This is a genomic window from Geminocystis sp. NIES-3708, from assembly GCF_001548095.1.
Taxonomy (GTDB): Bacteria; Cyanobacteriota; Cyanobacteriia; order Cyanobacteriales; family Cyanobacteriaceae; genus Geminocystis.
Genome location: NZ_AP014815.1, coordinates 2,329,306 through 2,355,826, shown reverse-complemented (window position 1 = coordinate 2,355,826; position 26,521 = coordinate 2,329,306). Strand labels below are relative to the sequence as shown.

Annotated in this window: 23 protein-coding genes and 1 rRNA gene; 21 read left to right on the top strand and 3 right to left on the bottom strand. The window is 33.3% G+C overall.

The genetic code is table 11. The features are described from left to right. The first annotated feature begins 45 nt into the window (after nucleotides 1-45). From rrf to GM3708_RS10380, 5 genes are all read left to right on the top strand, one after another. A 5S ribosomal RNA gene (rrf, locus tag GM3708_RS10400) occupies nucleotides 46-162 on the top strand. Nucleotides 163-383: 221 nt separating this feature from the next. Next, nucleotides 384-1,157, top strand: coding sequence for an SDR family NAD(P)-dependent oxidoreductase (locus GM3708_RS10395; protein ID WP_066346455.1), 774 nt, complete (start codon nucleotides 384-386; stop codon nucleotides 1,155-1,157). A 266-nt stretch (nucleotides 1,158-1,423) separates the two neighbouring features. Continuing rightward, nucleotides 1,424-2,491 (top strand): DUF4432 family protein, encoded by a 1,068-nt coding sequence (locus GM3708_RS10390; protein WP_066346452.1) that lies wholly within the window; start codon nucleotides 1,424-1,426, stop codon nucleotides 2,489-2,491. Nucleotides 2,492-2,531: 40 nt separating this feature from the next. After that, nucleotides 2,532-3,161: an NAD(P)-dependent oxidoreductase gene (locus GM3708_RS10385; protein ID WP_066346450.1), complete on the top strand. Its 630-nt coding sequence runs from the start codon at nucleotides 2,532-2,534 to the stop codon at nucleotides 3,159-3,161. Between the two features lie 355 nt (nucleotides 3,162-3,516). After that, entirely contained in the window at nucleotides 3,517-6,051 is a 2,535-nt protein-coding gene (locus GM3708_RS10380) for a hypothetical protein (protein ID WP_066346447.1), read from the top strand. 314 nt (nucleotides 6,052-6,365) lie between these two features. On the opposite strand, the gene GM3708_RS10375 is transcribed toward GM3708_RS10380, so the two are convergent. Beyond that, complete coding sequence (locus tag GM3708_RS10375; RefSeq protein ID WP_066346441.1) at nucleotides 6,366-7,082, bottom strand: SDR family NAD(P)-dependent oxidoreductase; 717 nt, start codon at nucleotides 7,080-7,082, stop codon at nucleotides 6,366-6,368. A 160-nt stretch (nucleotides 7,083-7,242) separates the two neighbouring features. Here GM3708_RS10375 and GM3708_RS10370 point away from each other — a divergent pair, with 160 nt between their 5' ends. Together GM3708_RS10370 and GM3708_RS10365 are read left to right on the top strand one after the other, a co-directional pair. Beyond that, nucleotides 7,243-7,902 (top strand): hemerythrin domain-containing protein, encoded by a 660-nt coding sequence (locus GM3708_RS10370; RefSeq protein ID WP_066346439.1) that lies wholly within the window; start codon nucleotides 7,243-7,245, stop codon nucleotides 7,900-7,902. Between the two features lie 36 nt (nucleotides 7,903-7,938). Next, entirely contained in the window at nucleotides 7,939-8,406 is a 468-nt protein-coding gene (locus tag GM3708_RS10365) for a nuclear transport factor 2 family protein (RefSeq protein ID WP_066346438.1), read from the top strand. Between the two features lie 86 nt (nucleotides 8,407-8,492). On the opposite strand, the gene GM3708_RS10360 is transcribed toward GM3708_RS10365, so the two are convergent. Both GM3708_RS10360 and GM3708_RS10355 read right to left on the bottom strand, forming a co-directional pair. After that, entirely contained in the window at nucleotides 8,493-8,918 is a 426-nt protein-coding gene (locus GM3708_RS10360; protein ID WP_066346437.1) for a nuclear transport factor 2 family protein, read from the bottom strand. 94 nt (nucleotides 8,919-9,012) lie between these two features. Further along, nucleotides 9,013-10,665, bottom strand: coding sequence for an iron uptake porin (locus tag GM3708_RS10355; RefSeq protein WP_066346435.1), 1,653 nt, complete (start codon nucleotides 10,663-10,665; stop codon nucleotides 9,013-9,015). 260 nt (nucleotides 10,666-10,925) lie between these two features. On the opposite strand from GM3708_RS10355, the gene GM3708_RS10350 reads away from it, so the two are divergent. The 14 genes from GM3708_RS10350 to chrA all read left to right on the top strand — a co-directional run bounded on the left by GM3708_RS10350 (nucleotide 10,926) and on the right by chrA (nucleotide 26,511). After that, entirely contained in the window at nucleotides 10,926-11,318 is a 393-nt protein-coding gene (locus GM3708_RS10350; RefSeq protein ID WP_066346428.1) for a nuclear transport factor 2 family protein, read from the top strand. 156 nt (nucleotides 11,319-11,474) lie between these two features. Then, complete coding sequence (locus tag GM3708_RS10345) at nucleotides 11,475-11,822, top strand: carboxymuconolactone decarboxylase family protein (RefSeq protein ID WP_066346425.1); 348 nt, start codon at nucleotides 11,475-11,477, stop codon at nucleotides 11,820-11,822. 47 nt (nucleotides 11,823-11,869) lie between these two features. Beyond that, the gene (locus tag GM3708_RS10340; protein WP_066346423.1) at nucleotides 11,870-12,445 is read left to right on the top strand and encodes a hypothetical protein; all 576 of its coding nucleotides are present in this window, start codon (nucleotides 11,870-11,872) and stop codon (nucleotides 12,443-12,445) included. A gap of 68 nt (nucleotides 12,446-12,513) precedes the next feature. Continuing rightward, on the top strand, nucleotides 12,514-14,736 hold the full coding sequence (locus GM3708_RS18005) for a nuclear transport factor 2 family protein (RefSeq protein ID WP_082714062.1): 2,223 nt from the start codon (nucleotides 12,514-12,516) through the stop codon (nucleotides 14,734-14,736). A gap of 65 nt (nucleotides 14,737-14,801) precedes the next feature. Beyond that, complete coding sequence (locus GM3708_RS10330; RefSeq protein ID WP_071827610.1) at nucleotides 14,802-15,248, top strand: VOC family protein; 447 nt, start codon at nucleotides 14,802-14,804, stop codon at nucleotides 15,246-15,248. A 134-nt stretch (nucleotides 15,249-15,382) separates the two neighbouring features. Continuing rightward, on the top strand, nucleotides 15,383-15,973 hold the full coding sequence (locus tag GM3708_RS10325; protein ID WP_066346418.1) for a DJ-1/PfpI family protein: 591 nt from the start codon (nucleotides 15,383-15,385) through the stop codon (nucleotides 15,971-15,973). A gap of 105 nt (nucleotides 15,974-16,078) precedes the next feature. Further along, nucleotides 16,079-17,899: an AGE family epimerase/isomerase gene (locus GM3708_RS10320; protein ID WP_066346416.1), complete on the top strand. Its 1,821-nt coding sequence runs from the start codon at nucleotides 16,079-16,081 to the stop codon at nucleotides 17,897-17,899. 50 nt (nucleotides 17,900-17,949) lie between these two features. Continuing rightward, a complete protein-coding gene (locus GM3708_RS10315; RefSeq protein ID WP_066346413.1) occupies nucleotides 17,950-18,279 on the top strand; it encodes an STAS domain-containing protein in 330 nt (109 codons plus the stop codon). Nucleotides 18,280-18,361: 82 nt separating this feature from the next. Then, nucleotides 18,362-20,482, top strand: coding sequence for a glycogen debranching protein GlgX (glgX, locus tag GM3708_RS10310; RefSeq protein WP_066346405.1), 2,121 nt, complete (start codon nucleotides 18,362-18,364; stop codon nucleotides 20,480-20,482). Nucleotides 20,483-20,538: 56 nt separating this feature from the next. Next, nucleotides 20,539-20,859 (top strand): STAS domain-containing protein, encoded by a 321-nt coding sequence (locus GM3708_RS10305; protein ID WP_066346401.1) that lies wholly within the window; start codon nucleotides 20,539-20,541, stop codon nucleotides 20,857-20,859. Nucleotides 20,860-21,028: 169 nt separating this feature from the next. Continuing rightward, on the top strand, nucleotides 21,029-21,454 hold the full coding sequence (locus GM3708_RS10300) for an ATP-binding protein (protein ID WP_231932902.1): 426 nt from the start codon (nucleotides 21,029-21,031) through the stop codon (nucleotides 21,452-21,454). Nucleotides 21,455-21,560: 106 nt separating this feature from the next. After that, a complete protein-coding gene (locus GM3708_RS10295) occupies nucleotides 21,561-24,011 on the top strand; it encodes a response regulator (protein WP_082714060.1) in 2,451 nt (816 codons plus the stop codon). Between the two features lie 225 nt (nucleotides 24,012-24,236). Next, nucleotides 24,237-25,256 (top strand): sulfotransferase, encoded by a 1,020-nt coding sequence (locus GM3708_RS10290; protein ID WP_066346394.1) that lies wholly within the window; start codon nucleotides 24,237-24,239, stop codon nucleotides 25,254-25,256. Next, entirely contained in the window at nucleotides 25,249-26,511 is a 1,263-nt protein-coding gene (gene chrA, locus GM3708_RS10285) for a chromate efflux transporter (RefSeq protein WP_066346392.1), read from the top strand. The genes GM3708_RS10290 and chrA overlap by 8 nt, the downstream gene beginning before the upstream one ends. Nucleotides 26,512-26,521: the final 10 nt, after the last annotated feature.

Sequence of the window (26,521 nt, the reverse complement as noted above, 5' to 3'; positions counted from 1 at the left end):
ACTATTTCATGCAGTCTTGAGGGTTATTTAACTTTCATAGTCTTAGCTGGTGTGTTTAGCATTGTGGAACCACTACGATCCATCTCGAACTCGTGGGTGAAACGCAATCGCGGCGACGATACTCTGGGGGTAGCCCCACGGGACAATAGTTCCATGCCAGCTTTAATTTTCTCACACTCTAAATAAGATACATATCAGAACTTAAAAGCACTCTATCAATACTTAGGGTGCTTTTTTCCATAAAAATTTTCGAAATTTTATTGTTGTATTTTTTATAATTGCAAAATAAATATTAAAACTTAGGAAAATTTTGACCAAAAAAAATCATTCTAGGTTAACAATTAAGGTAGAAAAATTTTTTATTGAACAATTAATTCAAATTTATGAAGTTAGAAAATAAGGTTGCGATTGTTACGGGCGGTTCAAAAGGAATTGGAAAAGGGGTTGCGTTGGTGTTTTGCCAAGAAGGAGCAAAAGTTGTGATTGCGGCGAATGGAGTTAGAGAAGGACAAGAAGCTGTGGCAGAAATTAAGGAAAAAGGAGGAGAAGCTATTTTTGTTAAATGTGATATTGCGAATGAAAACGAAGTTCAAGATTTAGTGAATAAAACGATTGATACTTATGGTCGTCTTGATATTTTAGTAAATAATGCTGGTATTGGCACTTATAAATCTGTTTTGGAATGTACTAGCGAAGAGTGGGATCGTTGTTTAGCCGTTAATCTGAAAGGGTTTTTTCTTTGCTCGAAATACTCAATTCCTCATATGCAGTCTATTGGCAAAGGAGTGATTATTAATATGTCTTCTGTTCACTCTCATGCTTCTGCTAAAGGTACTGCTCCTTATTGCGCATCAAAAGGGGCAATTACTTCTTTAACTCGTAATATGGCTCTTGATTATGGTCCTGTAATTAGAGTTAATTCTATTGCTCCGGGCTGGGTGTTAACTCCTTTGATTGAAGATTTATTTAATAGTTATGATGATCCTGCGGCTGCTCGTAAAAAAATTGAGGATCGTCAAGTTATGAAAAGGATTGGCACTCCCGAAGATGTTGGTTATGCTTGTGCTTTTTTGGCCAGTGACGAGGCTTCTTTTATTACTGGTACTCAGCTATTTGTTGATGGTGGATTAACTGCTGTTTTAGAAGATTGGGAATAATCCTAGTATTTCATATTTTCATTTTAAATCTGAATTCGAGATAAAAATAATAAATAAAAGACGTGAAAGACGGACGGACAAAAAATATTTCTTACTGATAAATTAAAATTTGAGAAAATATTGATCACGATGAGATTTTATTTTTTCCCTTAATACTTCAACTTGTCCATCTGTCTTGTCTTTAACAATTTTCTTATATCGAATTGAGATAATTAAAACTCAAAAAGAAAAATACAATTTTACATTTTGAAAATTAAAATTTAATTATGTACACTCACGGCAGAAAACAAGGCTGTAGAATAAGTTTAGATTACACCTATAAAGGAATGCAGGTAGCTTTTCTTGAGAATGATTTGATCAGAATTGGTGTTTTAATCGATAAAGGTGGAGATATTTTTGAGTTTACTTACAAACCAAAAGATCTCGATTTTATGTGGCAATCTCCTATTCCGATGCGTCGTCCTTTTGTAGCTACAAGTGTTTTAGCTGAGGGTGCTTATCATGATTATTATTATGGTGGCTGGCAAGAAATTTTACCTTCTGCTGGTTGGTCATCTGAACCTTATCAAGGTACGTATCAAGGATTACACGGTGAAGTTTCTTTATTGCCTGTAGAAGCGAAAATTTTAGTGGATACGCCAGAATTAGTTACCTTAAAAACTGAAGTCACTTTTTATCGTTCACCATTAAAGTTAGAAAAGCAATTATCTTTGAAAAAAGGAATACCAGCACTATTTATTACAGAAAAATTGACGAATAATTCTCATCAAGACTTTGCTATTATGTGGGGACATCATCCAGTAGTTGGTGAACCATTTCTTGATGATAGTTGCGTTGTTCAAGCACCCGCAAAAAAAGTGGAAGTGATGGCTTATCATCCTAATGGTTTATGGGAAACTAACACGGAATTTGATTTTCCTATGGTTAAAAATCGCCGTACGGAAAAAATGCAAGATATAACCAAAATCTTAGGAAAAGATGCTAAATCTGTAGATGTCGTGTTTTTTAAAGAACTTTCTGAGGGTTGGTATGGTATTAATAACCATAATTTAAACTTGGGATTTGGTATGGCATGGGATCATAATCTGTTTAAATATATTTGGATGTGGCAAGTTTATCAAGGACACAATGATTATCCTTGGTATGGACGCACCTATAATATAGGAGTTGAACCCTTTACAAGTTATCCTCCATCTGGAATTAATAATGCTATCAAAAATGGTTCAGCATTAATTATGAAACCACAAGAAGTGATTGAAACGGAATTAGTCACCGTTGCCTATGAAGCCACTAAGATAAAAAAAATTACTTTAGACGGCACAGTTCATCTTTAAATAATGTTAATTAACTTAAACCAAAATATAAAGAAAAAAAATGAAAATCGCAATCATTGGTGCGTCAAGAGGTATTGGTTATCAATTACTAAAAACTTCTCTTGAGGAAGGACATGAAGTTTCTGCATTACTACGAAATACGACTGATTTTGATATTACTAATCCAAAATTAAATATCGTTAAAGGAGATATTCGTAATTTAGAATCAGTGAAAGCAGTAGTTAAAGATCAAGACGCCATTTGTATTTGTATCGGTATTTCACCCACCAATAAGCCTGTGGATATATTCTCCGTTGGTGCAAATAATGTACTTTCGGCAATGGGGGAAAATTCTTCACAAAAACTAATTTCAGTAACAGGAATTGGTGCAGGAGAAACAAAAGGACATGGAGGTTTTTTGTACGATCGGATTTTAAATCCTCTTCTTTTAAAGACAATTTATGCTGATAAAGATAGACAAGAAGCGATAATCAAAGCCAGTAAAGTTGATTGGTTAATTGTACGTCCGGGATTTTTAACCGATGGTGAAAGAACAGGAAAATATCGTGTTATTGATAATTTGTCTGGTATTACGGCGGGTAAAATTTCACGATTAGATGTCGCTGATTTTATTCTCAAGCAATTGGCAAATCCAACCCATTTCGGTAAAACGCCATTATTAATGTACTAAGATTAACTTCTTAGAAAATTTTTCTGAATTTAGAGGTTGATAATCCTTTTTTTGCATAAGTTTTAGGTATTAAGAGAATGATAATTTTAACAAATATTACTTGATTTCTAATTAGTAATTTAAGACTTTTATCTTCTCAAATAATTATTTGATAAAAATTGATATTTTTTGGTTTATAAAACTTAATATTTTATAATTTTTGATATTTTATAATGTTTTAAGTTTTAAAAGATTTTTTTGTCAAGAATTTAGAATATCATTGAAAATATCCTGTTTTTTATGATTAATAGTATTGATTTTTGGCAAAACAGGAATAATCTCAACTCATAAACTGAGCAATGGAGAATTAGGCTTTATGAATCCAGAATATTACATTTTTTTGAGTGGTCCAACGGATAATACCGTAAAAGTAGCAGATCCAGAAGGAAACTTTTTGGGTAATCTTGTTCAGTCTGATCCTAGTCTCAATGGCGGATTAGTTGGCACAGATGGTTTAGAAATTACTGTAAACGGAGATTTATTGGTTGGTGCTGTTCTTAGTGAAAATATTTTACGTTACAATGGAAGGACAGGAGAATTTTTAGGAGAATTTATCCCTCGTGATAGTGGAGGTTTTTTTGATCCTGAAAGACAAACAGGATTAGATACCGTCACACAAATTAAATTTGGACCAGACGGCAATCTTTATGTTAGTAATTTTATTGCTTTTGATGGATTTGACCCCGTTACTAGAGAACCTGTTTTGAGTACAGATCCTACTCAAAGTGTTGATAATGTTTTAGTATTTGATCCTAGTGGAAACTTTTTAACCCAGTATGATTTTCCTTCTGGCGGTCCAGAAATACCTCTAGGGATAGAATTTGTCGGTAATAAACTTTTAGTAGTAAGTCGTCTTGATAATGCGATTTATAAATTTGATGACATCACATCAGCAGATCTTACTCAACCGAATCTATTAACTCCATTTATAGATGGTAATGATCCTGATATTCCTTTAAATGGTCCTGCTGGTTTATTAGTTGCCTCAGATGGAAATCTTTATGTAAGTAGTTTAGACTCTCAACAAATTCAACGTTATAACCCTAACGATGGTAGTTTTATTGATATTTTTGTAGATAAAACTAACGAAAAGGGAATTACTGGACCTAGTGCTTTGTTAGAAACCCCTGATAGTAAAGAATTAATTGTCACAGGTTTTTCCAGTCTTAATGCCGCTAGAATCGATTTTGAGGGAGCAGATGCTGGTACTGTGATTGATGTTTTTATTCCTGTACGTGGAAATACTACTTGGGGATTTGGTAAAAATGAAGGTGCAAAAATTGTTACCCCAGAAGACATTGGTGGACCACTTCTTTTTAATAAGTCTTTATATGTCAGTAACGTTAATAATACTTTCGGAGTAGGTCCTGTTGTCAATATCAATTTAGACCTTGATGGTAATATCGAATCTGTAACTCCTAATTTTGAACCCGGAGTATATTACTCTAGTATCTTAGAATATAATGCTTTTACGGGAGACTTTTTGAAAGAGTTTGTACCGAAAGGTTCAGCTTCTCAAGATGGTATTTTCTTTTCTTCGGGTATTACTTTTAAAGACAACATTCTTTATGCTAATGATCAAGGATTTCAAGTTAATAGTGGAGTCGAAAATCCAGCAGATAGTCTTTATGGAAGAATTCTTAAGTTTGATGCTCGTACAGGGGAGTTATTAGGAGAGTTTATCTCTGGGGATAATTTAACAGCAAATGGATTAAACTTTCCTGAAGATTTGCTATTTGGACCTGATGGAGATATTTACATTAGTGGCTTAGGTGGCGGCGGTGTACAAAAATTTGATGGTGTTACGGGTGCTTATGAAGAGACTATCATCAAAACTAATCCTTTTACGGGTAAAGATTTGATTGCAGCGGGATTAAATTTTGGACCTGATGGTAATTTGTATATCAGTAGTGTATTGAATGATAACAGTATTATTCAGTATAATCCAACGACAAAAGCTGTTGAGCAATTTATTGCCCCAGAATTTGCACCACAAATTCCTTCAGGCTCTACGTTTACCCCAGATGGTAGTTTATTTTTAGATGGTACTTTTGTCAGCCTTGATGGTAGTCCTGTAACTATTCAACAATATGATGGAGAAACAGGAGAAAGTAAAGGCTTTTTTGTATCAGCCTCTAATAATGGAGGATTAACATCAGCTTCTAGGATGAGATTTGACGAAGGTGGAAATTTATATGTAAGTGATTTTAACGGTAGTCAAATAGTTCGTTTTGATGGGAATGGTAATCCCATTGATGGTGGTATTTTTATCCCTAGTGGTAGTGGTGGATTAAATAATCCCGGAGGTATTGCTTTTTATGCTTCTTCTTCTGAAAATAAACAGATTGATATAGCGCCCTTATATCGTTTCAAAAACATAAGTTATACTACAGGAGCTTATTTATTTGTTGGGGAAGAGGAAAAAAATTCTATTTTAGCGAACCCTGACTACAATAAAACTTTTAAACTCGAAGGCGGTGGAAATCCTGCTTTTCAAGTTAGCTTGGAACCCGGAGATAACTTAACAGGTTTTTATCGTCTCCGAAGTACTGAACTTGCTGGTACATACTTATTTGTAGGTAAAGAAGAATATAATTCTATCTTCTCCGAAAATTCTGATCAAAAAAATAAGTGGGTTAAAGAAGGTTTCGATAGTAACGGTAACGACATAGCAGATTTTTATGCTTATGGTGCAGATGCGGGCAAAGGTGAACCTTTTAATCGTTTTCAAAATAAGGAAAATGGTGGTTTCTTATTTGCTGGACCGGCAGAAACTAATAGTATTTTAAATAATTCTTCTTTAGCAAATGCTTTCATTAATCAGGGTGAAGCGTTTGAAGCTCTTGTCTAAGTGAGGGTTACTGAAAAGTCTTTTGGTGAGGGTAGGCTCATTGGCAACAGGCAGGAGTTTTAATGGTTTGGCAAGGGGCTTAAGCCCCTTGTTGGAATGAGAGTATTGGATTCTATAACATTTACCTATTTTCTGATTAAAATTTTCTAAAACTGTACATTTTTTAAGCAGTATTCTGTTCAAACTATTGGTTTTTATAATTTTTAAACCCGCAACCACAGCTCCTAAGTATTAGAATCTTTTAATTTTTTTTTAATAACTGCTTGTCCGTCAATATTTTTAAGGGACAAGCATTTTTTTGTCCAACCCAAACCTTATTGAGAACGTTGATTAATATGAAGAATACTATTAGTAATCATATAGGCTTCATCTGATGCTAACCAAGAAGTAAAATCGCCAATTTCTTTCGGAGTAATCCAGTTAGGTTGACTATAAGCCTCCATAACTTTAGTTTTCACCATACCTTGAATAATTACTTCATTAATTCTAACTCCACTATCTTTCATTTCTTCCATAACGATTTTTGCCATCATTAATTGTCCTGCGGCGGTAATTCCTACAGGGCTGACATTTGCCAAAGGAACTTCTGCCGCTGTACCTCCCAAGAGAGTATAACTACTACCTTTAGTTTTTGCTAACACGGGTAAAAAGGTTTTTGCACAGAGAAAATGAGAGGTGAGATTACCGTTTAAATAACTTTCCCAAGTTTCCAAATCTACTTCAGTGAGAGGCTTATTTCCAGTCCACCAACCACCAAGAGAAACTAATACACCATCTAACCGCCCAAATTTGGCGATAATTTCATCTCGTAATTTTTCTGCTCCTTCTAAAGTACCAATATTTCCGACTATTGGTACATAATTATCTGTCGCTAAATCTCCTAAAGATTGTCCGAGCTTATCTAAAGAATCTTGCCGACGAGAGGGAACAATTACTTTTGCACCTTGTTTTAGAAAAACAGGTACGATTCCCTCCCCTACATTACCAGAACCACCAGCAATGAATATGATTTTTCCATCAAGTTTTGCCATAATTAATCCTTATTATTTTTAGAAACTTTGTAGCTTTAATTTTCTTTTATATAATAGGCTTTTTTTTTGTTTTGAACATTTAAAAAAATATTAAGATTATGTAACTTTAATTTAATTTAATTTTGAGTTATATTATTACAAAATAAAATGATTTACGATTATGAATAATACTGTTGCGAAAGATCTTATTAGAATTCATATTGTCATTACTCGTGCTATTGTTATAGGTATTGAAAAATGTCAAATATTTAAAAATAATGGTAAAATCGATGATGTTTTAAAAGAAGGTTTTATTAATTATCTCAATAGTCTTCTGAGTTTATTTCATTCTCATCATTTAGTAGAAGATGACCTAATTTTTCCTTACTTTAAAAATAAACAATTTGATGCACCTTATGAAATAATGGCAACTCAGCATGGAGATTTATTACCCTTACTTGATGAGTTAGAAATTTGTATTAATAATTTGAACTCGAACTCTTCTAATCAAGAATTTATCGATAATTTATTAGAAAATTTAGAACAAATACAACAAGCATGGATTCCTCATTATCAGTTAGAAGAAGAATATCTTAATGATCAAAATATTAGTAATTTAATTAGTGATGAAGAACAACAAAAACAATGTCTTGAATTTGGAGAATATGCAGGAAAACATCTTGAGCCAGATTATTTAGTTATTCCTTTTATTTTATATAATCTTCCTCTTAAGGAAAGAGAGTTGATGGCTGAAGTCTTTCCTCCTGAAATTATTCAAGACTTAATTCCTCATGAATGGAAAGAAAAATGGCAATCAATGTCTCCTTTTTTCCTCATTTAATTAAGTTTTTTATTCTTTTTATTTATAAATAAAACAATGCCAGAAATAATTAATCAAAATAATCAAATTATTAATGAATTTTTGATTCAGAAACAAGTTGCTAAATTTGCTGATGCTGTTAATCGTCGTGATCAAAAAGAGTTTACTTCTTTATGGCTATCCGATGGTATTTGGGAACTAAAACCTCCTATGAATATTAATGTGCAAGGAAAAGAAAATATTGAGCAAACTTTTATTCAATTACTCAATAATTGGGAATTTTTTGTACAAATGGCACACAGTGGAGTTATCGAAATTAACGGTAATCAAGCAACAGCCCGTTGGTGCATGAATGAAATAGGTAGAGATTATGACGGAAAAGGATTTCAAAATTTTGGAATGTATGAAGATCAATTGATTTTACAAGAAAATATTTGGTTATTCATAAAACGTACTTATCATTTTGCTTATATTGATGAACCAAAATTATCAGGTACAGCTTTTTCTCTAAGTCATATTGTTTAAACTTGGATCTTGAAATTAACTATATATTTTGTCGCAAGGGGTTTAAATGCCCCTTATCTGATTAAAATCATCAATATTTGATTAATTTAAGGGGTAAAAGCCTCAATCCCTTGAACTGTATCCATAAAATCACGCATTCCTTTAATTTTGCCATTTTCTACCGTCCAAACAGCAACTAAATCATTTTCATATTCTTTTCCCGTGGCGATAGCTACTGCTTTCATTCGTCCAATTACTACTACTTTATTTTTATCAACAATAAATTCTTGCAAATCAAAGCCTTTCATTTGAACGGTATCGTGCATCACACCAAAAAACTTTTTAACCTCTTCTTTTCCTTCCCATTTTCCGCCAAAAGGAACTATTTCTCTAGGATGAGGCATATCCCATTGAGCATCATCAGTTAACATCTCTAAAACTGTAGGTATATCCCCTTTACCTAAAGCCCCATAAAAATTTTTTACTATCTGTAGATTATCTGTGGAATTGGAACTTTCGTTTGGATTACTCATGACTTAAAATCCTGTGATTTTAGATAAAATAATTAATCATTTTTACGATAACATTCAACTTATTTAGTTTTCTCAAAGTTTTATTAAGAAAAACTTAAAATTTAAAGGAAGTTCTCACTAAACCCATCAAAATATCCTGATTATTTTTGTCTTGATTAGGAGAATTAATCCAAATTAAAGCAGGGGTGATGGAAATATTATCATTAACCTGAAATCTATAATATGTTTCTATATGAAGCCCTGTATCCTTTTTAAAATCCTCATAAGGAAGAGATGTTTTTAAATCTGTTAAAGTCGGTTCAACGCCGATAATAAAGCCACCTAAGTTATTTTCTTTAAATAAATCAGGAAATGTTAAAGCAAACCAATAAGACCAAATATCTGCGTCTCCCATGCCAATTAATCTTGCATCAGTTTTATTGATTGAACCACCTATTAAGAATTTAGGGGTAATGGCAAAATAACTTAAAAGCATATAAGAATTAACACTCACATTTGCATCTCGATCAAATAAAACGCCCGATTCATCGAAGCGATTTGCCAATGCAGTACCAATAAAACCCTTATTAAAATCTAAACCATTATCATAACTAAAGCTACCTTTTCCAAAATAACCATTGAGATAGACAAATTCTGTATAAAAATCTTGACGAGGATTATAACTTAAACGACCAGTAGCAATATAATTGCCATTAAATAAACCTTGTCCTTGAGATGGATTGTTTCCCGCACTAGCATAATAAGATAAATTGAACATCAAAGAATCTCTTATTTTATAGTTAAGATCCGCTCCAGCACCAGAAGCAAGACGATAAATAGCGGGCATTTGAGCAAAAGTAGATACAGGTCCATCTCCAACGTTATAATATGGCAAAAAGTTAGAAGATAACATTGAACGACTAAAAAATTCAAATCCTCTCAAGGTTAGTGATAAATTATCATTAACGGGAAAACTATATTTTAAGTTAGTTAAAAAAGTCTGACTGTTAGTATTTCCTGCCCCTGCTATTAATGCCGTGCCTTCACGAGTTGATCCAATTTCTCTCCCATCATTTTCTGGAGCTAATTCTGGTAGAGGAGAGGCTGTGGTAGAAAACCCTAAAAATAAAGAATCTTTCCCTGTGAAACTGGCGTTCAAAACTGTAAAATTAGAATATTGCAATACTGTTGAATTATCTCCTTGACCTGAAAAAAATGATAAACTATTAATGCGAATTAATCCAAACATTTTCACGGTGGGAGAAAATTGATTCTCTTTTAAAGCGGATAATGATGTCTCTAAGGAATTTATTTGAGAAGATAAATTGGTTAATTCAAGATCTAAGTTTTTTGCCAAACGGTTTAAAATACTTATATCTTCAGATTTCAAGTTTATTCCTAATTGTTTACTTTTATCAATATTTTCTAAACATAATTGTAAGTAAGAAGCCAATTCATCACGAGTCAATAGAGATTGATTCAAATTAATGTTTTTTGTAAGGGAATTAAGGCAGTTATAATCAGCATCTAAATTTTTTAAAGCTGTTATTTCCCAATCTTGTTGTTGAAAAGATCTTAATTGAGAAACGGAGGGAATAGACTTTAAAGCCTCTTGATTGTTTTCAAAGTTACTATTCGCAATATCAATATCTTCACTAGGAAAATAAAATTTTAGATTAGACTCATCATCATTTTTTGTTTGTGCAAAAGAAGAACTTAAACCGCAAAATAAAGATATTAAAATTGTAAAAATATATTTAAGGAACATGAATTCAAAAACATCAATAAATAAATTTCATTAAAGTCAATATTTAATCTGAAAATAATTATTACGAACTTTTATGACAAAATTGTAATGTTTCTTAACTTTGTCTAATTATCATGACAATTACTAATTAAAATATCAGGGAAGAAATGTTAATAATTTAATAGTTTCTTAACAATAAATCTGAGCAATTGTGGCTATCATAAAAAGCAAAGTTGTACTAGACTTTTAGTAATCAAAATTAAACAATAAATGAGGTAAAAATGTCAGAAGAAAAATCCTTAAACAGACAGACTTGTGAAAAAATGTTTTCTTCCATGATCGCTCTCGATTGGGATTCTTTTCAAGAATGTTTAGCCGATGATGTCTTTTATCGTATTGGTTCGGGAGAAGAAATAATAGGAAAAGAAAACGTCACAAAAACTCTTCAGGGATTATATACTCAAGTATCAATGCAAGCCCCTGATGTTAGACAAGTTCTCGATTTGCCTGAACAAGATCAAGTAATTTTTGAATTTGAAGCTCACTATATATATTTAGCTGACGGTTCAACCTTAAATTTTGCCTGTACCGATGTTTTGAGAATGAAAGATTCAAAAGTAAATGAATGGCGGGTTTATGTTGATATGAAACCTTATTACGATAAACAAAAATAATTTTTATTTTGGGGATCAAAAATAGTTGATGGTTAAATTTATATGTGATTTATCCATCCTTTCTATTACTAATTATCTTGACTAATTGTCTATAGCAATTGATCCCTTTTTAAATGACACAAAACTTTAACCCAAAAACTGAACAGAAAAAGAAATATGACTTATAAAAATGCAGTTTTAGACGATAAAGAATTACAAGCAGGTTTAAACAGCATCAATCCCAAATTTGGTGATTTCTGTACCCGTGTAGCTGGAGAGGCATGGGGTTTACCGTTAATTGACCAAAAAACAAAAGCCTTAATTACGATCGCAATTGATGTTGTCAATCAAGATCAAGTAGGTGCAGGTAGTCCATTTGCCGCTCATGTTCATATGGCAATGAAACAAGGAGCAACAAAAGAAGAAATAGAAGAATTATTATTATTTACCTGTGTTTATGCTGGTTTTAATAAAGCGGCTGGTTGCTTTGGAACATTACAAGAAATATTTGCCGAAAAGTCTTAACTTAAAATAGTCATAATTGTTGGAAAAATGGAGTTTAAATAAAAAAAATGCCCCAAAATAAAAGAGTTAATTACTATCAAGATTTATCAGCAAATTATTCTCGACCTGGCTTAATTTCTCCTGAATTAGCAACGAAACTAATTGCTGAAGCAGAAAGAATACTCACCCTGAAAGAAGATAAAATACCCTCGATAGATGCTAACTACACTCTTGAACAAATTGAGCAAGAAAATAAAGATTGGTGGCCAACCCATTGTGAAGCCTTAAGACAAGGACGAGGAGATATTTTGACGGGGGAATATCGAGATGATCTGATTTATTTTTGTCAAGATGGTCCTTATAAAGGTTTAGAGCAACAAAAAGAACGAGAAAAACATTGGTGGGCTTTAATCGCTCAACCCGGTGTAACTATGTGTTGGCCTATTGTCATGTTTTCGGGAGAACATACTTATTTTGAGTGGAAGTGCGTTGATGATGAAACAAATGAAACTTTAGCTAAGGGGAATGTAACATGGGTTCGTCGTGGTCATAGAGGTGCGTGTTATCTAAAAACAGAGCAACTTACTTTTTATCGAGATGTGTTTGCCCCAGAATCATTAATTCAATTGATTACAACGGCTTAAATTGTGAAAAATATTCCCCGGAAGAAACATTAAACCCCAATGAAAAACTTTATTCAAGGATAAAAATTATGGTATCAATGGATTATTCAAGTCGAGATCAACAAGGTAAAGTAGCCTTTTATGTTTTGCTTTGGAAAAGACAAGGAATTTCTTTAGAATTATTTGATAATTACTGGAAAGACGTTCACGGTCCAGTTTGTGCTCGTTTACCCGGTCAACATCAATACTGGCAGTTTCATGTTGCTCACAATGAAGGTGGTTTCTGGTTAATGCCCGATGACTCCTTAAATGCCTCTGCCAAAGAAGAACAATTTGACGGTATTGCTGAATTAACTTTTACTTCCCCTGAAGAACGTAATATTTGGTTTAAGGCGGCGGGAATTTTAATGGATGATGAGCGAAATATTTTTAGTAAAGCGATCGGATACAACACAAATGTGGGAAATTCTATCACTTATGTGGATAAAATAGCCGATGGTTGTCCTAATGGTGAACAAAATCTGATTAAATATCATTGTCTGATTCGTAAAGCCGACGGTGTAGGAGTTTCTGAATTTCGTAAATATCTTAAAGATCGCTTAATTCCCGTATTTTCCAGTAGTTCTCATATCCTTAAATCTCGTCTCCATTTATTTGAGGAAATTGACAATTCTCGTCCAGAAGCAGGTCCTGTTGCCCATACAGAAACCCCTGGACAACAATATGATGCAGCATTAGAAGTCGCTTTTGCTAATCAGCTAGATGCGGCTTTATTTTTAGAATCTGATGCTTATCAAAATTTAGCTAAAGAATCTCGTCCATATATCAAGCATTTTAAACCTTTTCCTCAAAGAACAGCTCATACATTCGTACATAATGGAAACATTACTTTAGTAGGACAAAGAAGTTCTTTTGTTGCCAATCTAATTACAAGTATCGGTGCTTCAAATCAGGTTAGAGAAAATATCCTTAAGTTAATGATGGGTAGTAATGCTAGTTATACCAAGCCTAGTAGCACCACCGAAATTATACAAGGAAAAAGAACAGAATTAGTTCAAGCCTTATTTGCCAGAGGAGAAGCTTTTGATTCTCAAGGTTTTATCGAAATTTTCACTGATAAACCAGTATATCAATTTGGTAATTATGAACCCTGTTTAAATAAAGAAGCCATTTTTCAGTCTGTTAAATATTTCTTTAGTCAAGTATCTGCACTTTACCACGATATAAAAATGATGTGGGAAGTTGGTAGTACTGTTTTTGTAGAAATGGATGTTACTTATTGGCGTTTAGATGGTAGTGTAGTGACTTTGCCTTGTTTTGATATTTGTCGTTTTGAAGGGGAAAAGTTGGCAGAATTAAGAATCTTTATGGATGCTAACCCCGTAGGCGATGCAACTATTCCCGTTTCGGCGACTTCTTCTGTGATGACTTTACCTCATCAACAACGTTATCAACCTGCCGATGCTATGAAACGCTTTTTCATCGAAAATCCTTTAGGAAAACAGCGAGTCTTGCAAGGATTTACTCCCAAATGGGCGATCGCAGGTCCTCGTTGGTCTGTGGTTGATCAGAATACTCATTTTAACAGTGGCACAAATAATCCTCAATCTTCTTTATTAGAAACTTTACCCGGACGCAAAACGGAAATTGTCACTGCTTTATTTGCCAGAGGAGAAGCCTTCGATTCTCAAGGATTTACTGAATTTTTTGTAGATAATCCTGTATATCAATTTGGTAATTATGAACCCTGTTTAGATAAAGGAGCGATTTTTAATTCCGTTGAAGCCTTTTTCGGACAAGTTGCGGCACTATATCACGATATAAAAATGATGTGGGAAACAGGCAATATTGTTTTCGTAGAAATGGATGTTATGTATTGGCGTAAAGATGGTAGCAAAGTTACTTTACCTTGTGCTGATATTTTCCGTTTTGATGGCGAAAAAGTAGCAGAATTGAGAATATTTATGGATGCTAACCCCGTAGGTAATCCTAATATTCCTGTTACAGATACTTCTTCGGTAATGACTTTAAGTGAAGGTAGCAAATATGAACCTACGGATGTTATGAGAAAATTTTTCCTCGATCATCCCCAAGGACAAGCAAGAGTAGCACAAGGATATATCCCTAAATGGGCGATCGCTGGTCCTCGCTGGGCTGTAAATACTTCTATCATCAATATTGAAGCTAATGGCAACGGTAGTATCGCTAATAGTAATAACTTTAACTGGAGTCAATTGAGAAGTTATCTTAAAGGGTTAAAACTAGATGATTTAGTTCAACTTTTAGCCTCAGATATAGGGGAGAGAAGATAAAAGACAAAAATAGAGAATTGAACTGTTAATTATTCATTTAGCAAAAAATCCCAAAGAGGTAAATTATGATAGAAAGAATTTTCCATTTTAATATTAACTGTAGCAATTTACAGGAATCGGTGACATTCTATAAAAAGCTCGGATTTGAGGTAATTCTTGATTTTGGCGAAGGAATGGAAAGTAAAGAAATGGCAGAGGCTTTTGATATGGAAGTCGCAGACATCAAAGGAGTGCATTTACGAATTGGAGATAATACCAGTGCAACTCGTATTGACTTATTAGAATTTAAAAATCCACCGCCAACAGGTAAACCTTATCCTCACTTGTATCACACAGGTATTGCTAGAATGTGCTTAAAAACTACAGATATAGAAAAAGATTATCAAGACTTAAAAGCAAAAGGTATTGAATTTATTTCTGAACCAAAATTGTTGCCTGGCACTACTGTTAAAATTGTTTGTTTTAAAGATCCTGATGGCACTTTTCTCGAATTATTACAAGGAGATTTTTAACTAAAAAGTTATCCTTTTCATACTCTTAAAGAAAATAGTTAATAATTGTAAATTAATTGAGATAAAAAGCAATTAGTTAACTAGAATTTCAGTCAGAATGGTCTGGTAAATTTAAAAGTCATTATCCTAAAAAAATGTCAAAAGGTAAAATCGGTGTAATTATTGAAGAACATTTTGACGCAACAGAATTTAAGCGTTTTAATGAGTTCTTTCCTGAACATGGTTATGAGGTAGAATATATTTCCCATTTATGGGGTAATAAAGAACTTAAATTTGGTTCTAATCCTGAAAATGATATTATCGAATTTCATGCTACTGTCACTACAGAAATCAATGATGTTTCTCCGTCAGATTATAAAGGTATAATTTGCATTGGTGCTTACGCAATGGATAGGTTACGCTATCAAGTAAGTGTCAAAAAAGGACAAAAAAATCAAGCTCCAGCAGTGGAATTTTTACGAAAAGCAGTAACAGAAAATACAGTTAAATTAGGCACAATTTGTCATAGTTTATGGTTATTCTGTGCAGATCCTGATTTACTTAAAAACAAAAAAGTTACCTGTGCTCATAACATTATTTGTGATGTAGAAAATGCAGGAGGTGACGTAGTTTATGAAGGAGATGTAACGGCGGATTTAGTTATTGATGGTAACTTAATTACTGGCAAACATCCCGGTGTTGTCGAAGAATTTATGGTCGCTTTCATCGCAGAAATTGAAAAGTAGTTATTTAATTTTCATTCTGGATTAATAATAACTTTTAATAGCCTAGAAATCAAATAGTTTTGATGAACCAAAATAAGTTTATTGAGATAAATTACAGGTACAAAAATGAGTATTGCAATTGATTTTCCTTTTTCTGATCTAATCGCTGGTTATGTCACCAGTTATAATCAATCTCAAGATTTTTTCACAATTAAAACCTCTGACGAAAGAGAATTTAAAGTAAAAATAAGCCCGATGGCTTATGCAAAATTAATTCAAAATTTTGATGAAGGTTATCCCGATGCTACAGGTAGTATGCGATCGATGTTAGAAGTCGGTCGTTTTTTGTTTGTGTATGGAGTTTTCTATCCTGATAGTGATTTTTTTGACGCTAAACAAATTGTCTTTGCTGGACGTAAAAAGACAGATTTCGTTTTTGAAAAACAAAATTGGTGGATAAATCAGATTAATGCTTTAGGCAAATTTTATATTAAGGCACAATTTGGTGATGGGGAATTTGACTATCGCAAGTATCGCACTAATCTTTCTATCAGTGGCATTCAATCGGATACAAATTTTCGTCAGGAAACCGATACTATTTCTCGTTTAGTTTATGGTTTTGCTACAGCTTTTTTAATGACGGGCAATGATAGTTTTCTCAAAGCTGCCGAAAATGGGACAGAATATTTGCGCGAACACATGAAATTTGAGGATCTCGATGAAGGGATCGTTTATTGGTATCATGGTATTGATGTAAACGGCGATCGAGAAGAAAAAATATTCGCCTCAGAGTTTGGTGACGATTACGACGCTATTCCTGCTTACGAACAAATTTACGCTTTAGCAGGGCCGATTCAAACCTACCGTTGTACAGGCGATCCTCGTATTATGGCGGATACCGAAAAAACTATCAAACTTTTTAACGAGTTTTTCTTAGATAAAGGCGAACATGGTAGTTATTTCTCTCACCTTGATCCTATCATGTTAGACCCTCTCAGCGACACTTTAGGACGCAATCAAGGACGCAAAAACTGGAATTCCGTAGGAGATCACGCTCCAGCATATTTAATCAATCTCTGGTTAGCTACGGGTAAACAGGAGTATGCAGATATGTTGGAGGACACCTTCGACACCATCGCCAAACGTTTCCCTGATTTTGAGAATAGCCCTTTTGTGCAAGAAAAATTCTATCAAGATTGGACACCAGATCAAACTTGGGGATGGCAACAAAACCGAGGAGTTGTAGGTCATAACTACAAAATTGCTTGGAATTTGATGAGGATGCAAAGCCTCAAACCGAAAGAGGAGTATGTTGAATTAGCCAAAAAAATTGCTGATTTAATGAATGAACATGGAAGCGATCGCCAAAGAGGTGGTTGTTATGATGTAGTAGAAAGAATTGTACCTGAAGGAGAAAAATATCATCGTTATGTATGGCATGATCGCAAACCTTGGTGGCAACAAGAACAAATGATCCTAGCCTACTTCATTCTTTCAGGAGTATTAAATGATCAAGATTATCACCGTTTAGCTCGTGAATCCGCCGCTTTTTATAATGCGTGGTTTTTAGATTTAGAAGACGGCGGTATCTATTTCAACGTCTTAGCCAACGGTATTCCCTTCTTAGCTGGTGGTAACGAAAGAGGAAAAGGTAGTCACTCCATGAGCGGTTATCACTCTTTTGAATTATGCTATCTAGCGGCAGTTTATACGAATTTATTGGTAACAAAACAACCAATGGATTTTTACTTTAAACCTATTCCGGGAGGATTTGAAGATAATATTTTACGAGTTTCTCCTGATATTTTACCTCCTGGTAGTATCAAAATTGGCAAGGTAGAAATTGATGGCGAACCTTACAGTAACTTCGATGCGGAAGCCTTAACGGTAAAACTACCAAAAACTGACAGCAGAGTTAAAGTTAAAGTAACCATTGTACCAGTGTAATTAATTAATAAGTGATAAGTAATAAGTTTTGATTGTTTATATAGAGAGATATGGAAATAAATATAAATACCATTGATAATGTACAAATCGTAACTCTTAAAGGAGATATTGATTCTTCAGTGGCATCAGAAGTAACAGAAAGCATCATTCCTTTAGTAACAGAAAAAGTAAAAATTATCCTTGATATGACAGCCGTTAGCTATATGTCTAGTGCCGGTTTAAGGACTTTATTGTCAATACATCGTCAAGCATCTAATAACAATGTTCCATTGATTTTAGTTGGATTATCAGAGGAAATTCAAGACACAATGTCAGTTACGGGATTTTTAAACTTTTTTACCGTGAGTGATTCCCTTGAAAATGCAAAAGGGATGATTTAAGTAATAGATGTATTGCCTGTAATTGCTCATTCCTTGGGTGAAAATAATTCACTTTAAATAATTCCTCATTCTTCAAAAAATAATGCAAAGAATCGACATCCATCCAACCCATACCCATGGTAATTTTAAATTAAGACGGGGTAATCCTTCCCCTTTTGGAGCTACTTTTGTCCCCGGTGGTGTTAACTTCTCTATTTTTTCTAGTTATGCCACATCCTGCACTTTAGTTTTGTTCGAAAAACACGCTCCCAAACCTTTTGGAGAAATTCCTTTTCCCGATGAGTTTCGTATTGGTAATGTCTATTCTATGATAGTTTTTGATTTAGACTATGAAAATCTTGAATATGGTTATCGCATGGATGGACCTAATAATTTTCAAGAAGGACATTGGTTCGATCAAAATAAAATTTTACTTGATCCTTATGCAAAAATAATTGGTGGTAGGGATGCGTGGGGTGTAACTCCTGACTGGGATGATATTTATCATCATCGTGCTAGACTGGCTTTTGATGATTTTGATTGGGAAGACGATCGCCCCTTAGAAATTCCTCCAGAGGATCAAATTATCTATGAAATGCACGTTCGTAGTTTTACCAAACATCATTCATCAGGAATCAAAGAAAGTCATCGAGGCACATTTGCGGGGATTCGAGATAAAATTCCTTACCTGAAAGAATTAGGGGTAAATGCCATCGAATTGATGCCTATTTTTGAATTTGATGAGTTTGAAAATAGTCGTCCTAATCCCCAAACAGGAGAAACTCTTTATAATTACTGGGGTTATAGTACCGTTGGATTTTTTGCCCCTAAAGCTGGTTATGCCGCTACAGGTAGATTCGGGATGCAAGTAGATGAAATTAAAGCCTTAGTAAAAGAACTACATAAAAATGATATTGAAATTATTTTAGACGTAGTTTTTAATCATACGGCTGAGGGTAACGAAAGAGGACCAACTATTTCCTTTAGGGGAATCGATAATAAAACCTATTATATGCTTACCCCAGAGGGCTATTACTATAATTTCAGTGGTTGCGGTAATACCTTAAATTGTAACAATCCCATTGTGCGAGGTATCGTCCTTGATTGTCTTCGTTATTGGGCTTCAGAATATCACATTGACGGTTTTCGTTTTGATTTAGCCTCCATTTTAGGGCGAGATCCTTGGGGTGCTCCCTTAGCAAATCCGCCTCTATTGGAAACTTTAGCCTTTGATCCCATTTTGGCAAAATGTAAATTAATTGCCGAAGCATGGGACGCTGGAGGGCTTTATCAAGTGGGTTCGTTCCCCGCCTATGGGCGTTGGGGAGAATGGAATGGTAAATATAGAGATAGTATTCGCAAATTTATTAAAGGTGACGGTACGGTAGGGGATATGGCTCAAAGGTTACAAGGTTCACCTGATTTATATGCCCCTGCAGGAAGAGCTCCGGCAACATCCATTAATTTTATTACTGCTCATGATGGTTTTACTCTAATGGATACGGTTTCTTATGATGGTAAACATAACGAAGCTAACGGAGAAAATAATAACGATGGTAGTAATGATAATGATAGTTGGAATTGTGGTTGGGAAGGGGAAACCGATAATCCTCACATTAACGCCTTACGTCACCGTCAAATAAAAAATGCCATCGCTCTGCTACTTGTATCTCAAGGTGTTCCCATGATCTTAATGGGGGATGAAATGGGTCGTACAAAATATGGTAATAACAATACTTATTGCCACGATAACGATCTTAACTGGCTAAATTGGGATTTATTGAAGAAAAATAACGATCTATTTCAATTTACCAAAAATTGTATTGCCTTCCGTAAAGTTCATCCTGTATTGAGAAATACATGGCATTTTCAAAATCGTGATTACGTCGGTAGCGGTTATGCTGATATTACTTGGCATGGTACAAAGGCATGGGGTGCAGATTGGTCAACTATCAGTAAGACGTTAGCATTTATGCTGTGTGGCAAACACGCCAAAGGCGGTACTGTAGAAGATAACTACATTTATGTAGCCATGAATGTTTATTGGGAATCCCTTTGGTTTGAGTTACCTCAATTACCACCATCTTTGAAATGGCACGTTTTCGCTAATACAGGTGCACCTTTCCCTGAAGATAGTTGGACTGTTGGCAGTGAACCTGTTTTAGGAGATCAATCTGGGTTATTATTAGGCGATCGATCTATAGTTATTTTAGTAGGAAAGTAAATAATAAGTAATAAGTAATAATTGTCTTATTAAATCCATCAAAAAGGAGTAAAAAAATGTCTTTAGATATAAGTTTAGTGATAGAAAATGATGTTGCAAAAATTACTTTAGCGGGAGAATTAGATGGTAGTAATGCCTCTGATTTTAAGGCAAAAATTGAAGAAGCAGCGGCGGCTGATGCTAAAAAATTAGTTCTGTTTATGTCTGAATTAGAATTTATGGCTAGTGCTGGTTTACGAGTATTCGTATTTTCTAAACAAAAAATGGGTGCGGGGGTTGACGTTTATGTGATTGGAGCACAAGAAATGATTTTAGAAACTATTGAAAAAACTGGACTAAATCATAGTTTAATTATTCAAGATGAATATCACGATTAATTAGTAATTAAGTAATAAGTAATAAGTAATAAGTAATATACTTTTAAAAATTTTTTAATAGATATTTAATAAAGGCTTTAGCTCGAATTTAATCAATTAATTAAAGAGCATCAAATATTTAATTTGTATGAATAATTTAAGTTAGTAATAAATTCTAAACTCTAATTTTATGATGATAGAAAAATTAACAGTATCTGCCACATTAGACTCTCTAAAAAATATTGCTGAATATGTTGCTAAAGTCTCAAATTTAGCAAATTTAGACAAGAAAGCTATGTATAAATTACGTCTTGCTATTGATGAATTAGCTACAAATATTATTAGTTATGCTTATAGCGAAAATAATATAATTGGTGACATTTTTTTAGAGTCAGAAATTTCTGATCAAGTTTTAAGTATCAAGATTAAAGATTCTGGAATACCTTTTGATCCTACTACCAAATTAGACCTAGAATCTGAAACTATTGATATACCTATTGAAGAACGAAAAATTGGGGGATTAGGTATTTTTCTAGCTTTTGATGGGGTAGATGAATTTTCTTATGAAAGAATAAATAATGAAAATGTTAATACTTTAAAAATTTATCACAAATAAAACTAAGATAAGTAATTTTTACATATGAATAATATTATTGCTTTAATAACAATAAAAATACTAAGATCAAAAATAATTATACTGATTCATTATTATTTTAAATTATATGTTTTTCTTGAAGAATGATAAAAGACGGAACACAAAATCTATCAGAAAAAGACTTATTTACGGATATTTGATTGTTGTAAGTGTTGACTTAATTGGTACGGGTATTGGCTTAACCATTGGTAATTATTATCACAATAAAGCGGCACAAATTAGACAAAAGACCTTAGAACAAAGAGAATTTTTTAGTCAATTACAAATATTAGTTTTATATAATCGACCAGCAAAACAACTAACACCTTATGTAAAAAAACCAGCAGAATTTGAGAAAAATGCCAATCTATTAATTGGGAGACTAGAAGAAATCAACGTTTTTATTGATAATTATTTAGTTAAAAATAATCAAGGTAAACTTAAAAATGATAATCTCCAAGAGATAGAGGCTTTTTTTCATGAATATCAAATGGCAGTGACGAATTTTATTCAGATGTCGAAGAAAGAATTGCCAAGGATATATACTCTAACTAAATCACTAGATAACACCACAAAAGCTAGGAATTTATTAGTTCAATTTGTACAAAGCAAAATTTTTGACGAATTCATTGCATTACCTCAAAAACCACAATTTCAAAAATTTTATCGTGAAGCCATACGACAAGAAGAATTAGCAATAGTAGCAGAAGAAAAGGCTCGAAAGATAAGAGATCGAATCATTTTCATCAGCTATACTTTATCTCTTTTCATTGCCATTTCTCTCGCTCTTTATATCAGTCGCTCGATCGCCAATCCTATTCAACATCTAACTGCTATGGCTAAAAAAGTTGGTGAAGAATCTAATTTTAATTTACGAGCCACTGTCATGAGTAAAGATGAAGTGGGATATTTAGCGATGTCTTTTAATGGTTTAATGGAAAGAATGCAAGAACTTTTGGAAAAAGAAAAAAAATATACTGCGGAATTACAAATAGCAAAACAAGCCTCTGAAGAAGCCAATCAATCTAAAAGTGATTTTTTAGCAAATATGAGTCACGAATTGCGAACTCCTCTTAATGCGATTATCGGATATAGCGAACTTTTAAAAGAAGAAGCTGAAGAGATGGGAGAAGAAGAGTTTGTTAGTGATCTTAATAAAATTGAAGGAGCAGGTAAACATTTATTAGGATTAATTAACGATATTCTCGATATTTCTAAAATCGAAGCAGGAAGAATGGAGCTATATTTAGAAAATGTGGAAATAAAACCCCTCATTCAAGAAATAATGACTACTATTCAACCTTTAATAGAGAAAAATCATAATACTTTAACTATTAACTATCCTGAGAATGTTGGCTCAATGTATGGAGATGTGACAAAGTTTCGACAAATTTTGTTCAATCTCCTTAGTAATGCGAATAAATTTACGGAAAAAGGAACTGTTTATCTTGATATTCAACTATATAACGAGGAAAAAAAGGATTGGTTAGATATTCAAGTTCGAGATACTGGTATTGGTATGACACCAGAGCAATTAGGGAAACTTTTTCAGGCATTTAGTCAAGCTGACGCTTCCACCACTCGTAAATATGGTGGTACAGGTTTAGGATTAATGATCACAAAGAAGTTTTGTGAAATGATGGGGGGTGAAATTTCCGTTGAAAGTGAGCCAGGAGTAGGCTCGACTTTTAAAATCAAATTACCCATTAGAGTTGGAGAAGATCAACAAGAAGAGATTATCTCCCCAGAAAATAATTTATCTTCTACTTCAGATCCTACTTTGACAAATGCAGAAAACATCGTATTGTTAATTGATGATGATCCCACCACTCACGATATTATCACCAGATTTCTGACTCAAGAAGGATTTAAAATAGTTGCCACCGTTGATCCAGAAGAAGGGTTACAATTAGCTAAAGAAATACATCCTAGTGCCATTATTTTAGACGTAATTATGCCAAAAATTGATGGTTGGTCGATTTTGACTCGTCTCAAAGCAGATCCAAAATTAGCCTCAATTCCAGTGATTATGGCAACAATTCTCCAAGAACAAAATTTAGGTTACGCTTTAGGTGCAACAGACTATTTAACGAAACCCATTAATAGCGAACTGTTGAAAGGAATTATTCAAAAATATAAATTTGAATCCTCTCATAATTTAGCAATGGTTGTAGATGATGATCCTTTCAATCGTGATATGTTGCGTAATGTTCTAGAAAAAGAAGGATTAGAAGTAATAGAGGCGGAAAATGGCACTCAAGCTCTAAAAACAATTAAGGTGAGAAAACCACAATTAATATTACTAGATTTAATGATGCCTGAAATCGATGGGTTTGAAGTAGCTCAAATACTCAAACATAATCCTGAATGGCAGGAAATTCCCATAATTGTAATTACCTCTAAAGATCTGACTCTTGAAGATAGAAAGCGTTTGAATGGTTATGTTGAGGGGATTTTACAAAAAGGTGCTTACAGTCGTCAAATACTATTAGAACAAATTCATAATCTTTTGAAAAATGCCATTTCTTCTCAGAAGTAAGTGGGTAAAATTAATCAATGCCCTTTATTTTTGTCAAAGTTTTGGTAACAATGCAAGGGGTTTAAACCCCTTGTTAACCATTGCCTCTATACAATTAATTTTGTATGAGTACTTAATAAAAGGATAAGTAAATGAAAAACTAAAGTACTTATTTAACAATTAACTCTTTTATTATTTATTTTTATCAAGTATCCTAATAAGATAAATTAAATTTTTGTAATAATAATGAGACATCCAATTATCATGGTAGGGATTCAGCGATCAGGTTCTAATCTGCTGAGGTTAATGTTAAACCAGCTTTCATGTATCGCCGCCCCTCATCCGCCTCATATTATGGAAAGAATTTCACCTTTATTACCAACTTATGGAAATTTAGAAAATTCAGATACATTTGCATTACTTGTAGATGATGTTTGTCGATTAATTGAACTTAATCCTGTTCCTTGGGAAGGTGTTACTTTAGATCGTAGTCAAGTTCAAAAACGCTGTCGAGAAAATTCTTTAGTCGCTGTTTTTGTTGCTGTTTATGATATTTTAGCCGAGACTTGGGGTAGAAAAACTTGGTGTTGTAAAAGTCTAGCTAATATTTATTATTTGAAAGAAATTAATAGCTATCTCGACAATGCCAAATATATCTGGCTATATAGAGATGGAAGAGATGTCGCTTGTTCTTTTTCTCAAGCAGTGGTAGGAGAAAAACATTTTTATCATTTAGCCCATGAGTGGAAAAAAGCTCAATGTCTAGCTTTAAAAATGAGAAATCAACTTAGTAGAAATCGATTTTTCAGTCTAAGTTATGAATCTTTAATTTCAGATCCTGAATCAACCTTACAGTCATTATGTAAATTCTTACAAGTTGATTATACACCGAAGATGCTAGATTTTTATGAGTCAAAAGAGGCCGTCATGACAGCCTCATCGAGCTCTTTATGGAGTAATGTCAAAGCCCCCATTAAACAAGATAATACCAGAAAATTTCTTCATTATTCTTATCCCGAAGAAGTACGTATTTTTGAATTAATTGCAGGGGATATATTATCTATTCTTGATTATGATCGAGTTTATACAAAAGAAGGAGAAACACCCATTTTTTCATCAGCAGAAATTGCTAATTTCGAGCGTATCAATCAAGAAAGAAAAAAACAAATATCCCAAAATATGGATCTCGAAGATAGAGAAAAACGTCACAAACAAAGCTTTTTATTAGAGAACATAAAATTACGAAATCTCAAAAATTATGAATAATCAAGATGCTAATGTTTCAGTAAATCAAGAAATCATCACTCAACATCAACAAAAACCTCCTGTTTCTCTTGCCTATATTTTCTTTGCTTTTCTTAAAATTGGTGCAACTTCCTTTGGTGGTTTTATGGCATTAATTTCCGTTGTAGAAAATTTAATAGTTGAAAAAGAGAAATTACTCACTCATGAAGATATGTTAGATGGTGTCTCATTAGCAAGTATTTTACCAGGTCCAACGGCAGTAAATGTAGTGGTTTATGTAGGTTATCGTCTTCGAGGTATGTGGGGTGCATTAGTTAGCGGTATTAGTGTTTTATTACCTACTTTTATTTTTGTGCTAGGTTTTTCCATTGTTTATTTTCAATGGGGAGAAATTCCGCAAATTAATAAATTTTTTGAAGGGTTTATTCCCGCCATAGCCGCAATTATCTTTTCTGCCGCTTGGAATATGGGAAAAAAAACCATCAAAAATTGGCAAGGAATTTTACTGGCAGTGGCTTCAGGTATTATTCTCAAATTTGGAGGGGGATTTTATACGACTTTATTAATAATTTTAGTTTCGGGTATTCTTGGTTGTTTTTTCTATAAAGATGCTTTAAAATCAACCATTTCTACAACTTCTAATTCTTCGATTACCATCAATAATAGTCTTACTAAAAATAATTTAATAATAGGATTTAGTTTACTCATCTGTTTTCTTTTGTTGTATATTTCGCCTTTACCTTTTTTTATTGATGACAATAGTCTTGCCAATTTATTTATAATATTTTCAGGTATGAGCTTAATGTTGTTTGGGGGTGGTTATGTATTTATACCCCTAATTCAAGAAATAGTCGTTAATCAATACCAGTGGATAACTCAAACAGATTTTGTGAATGGTATTGCGATCGGACAAGTTACACCAGGTCCAATTATGATTACTTCTGCATTTATTGGTTATAAAGTACAAGGAATTTTAGGTGCATTAGTGGGAACGATTGGGATGTTTTTTCCTTCTGCATTATTGATGGTAATTTCTTCTAATTTCCTCGATAAAATTAAATCATCAATCATTATCCAAGCCGCCCTGAAAGGAATTCGTCCTGCTGTAGTAGGTATGATTTTTGTGGCAGGAATTGTATTTGCTCAAACAGCTCAAATTCATTGGGGAAGTTTAGTAATTTTTGCTATCTCAATATTTAGCATTTGGAAGCTAAAGTTAGAAGTGGTTTTTATCATCCCGATTGCTGGAATTTTAGGATTATTACTTTATAGATAAGCTGAAATAT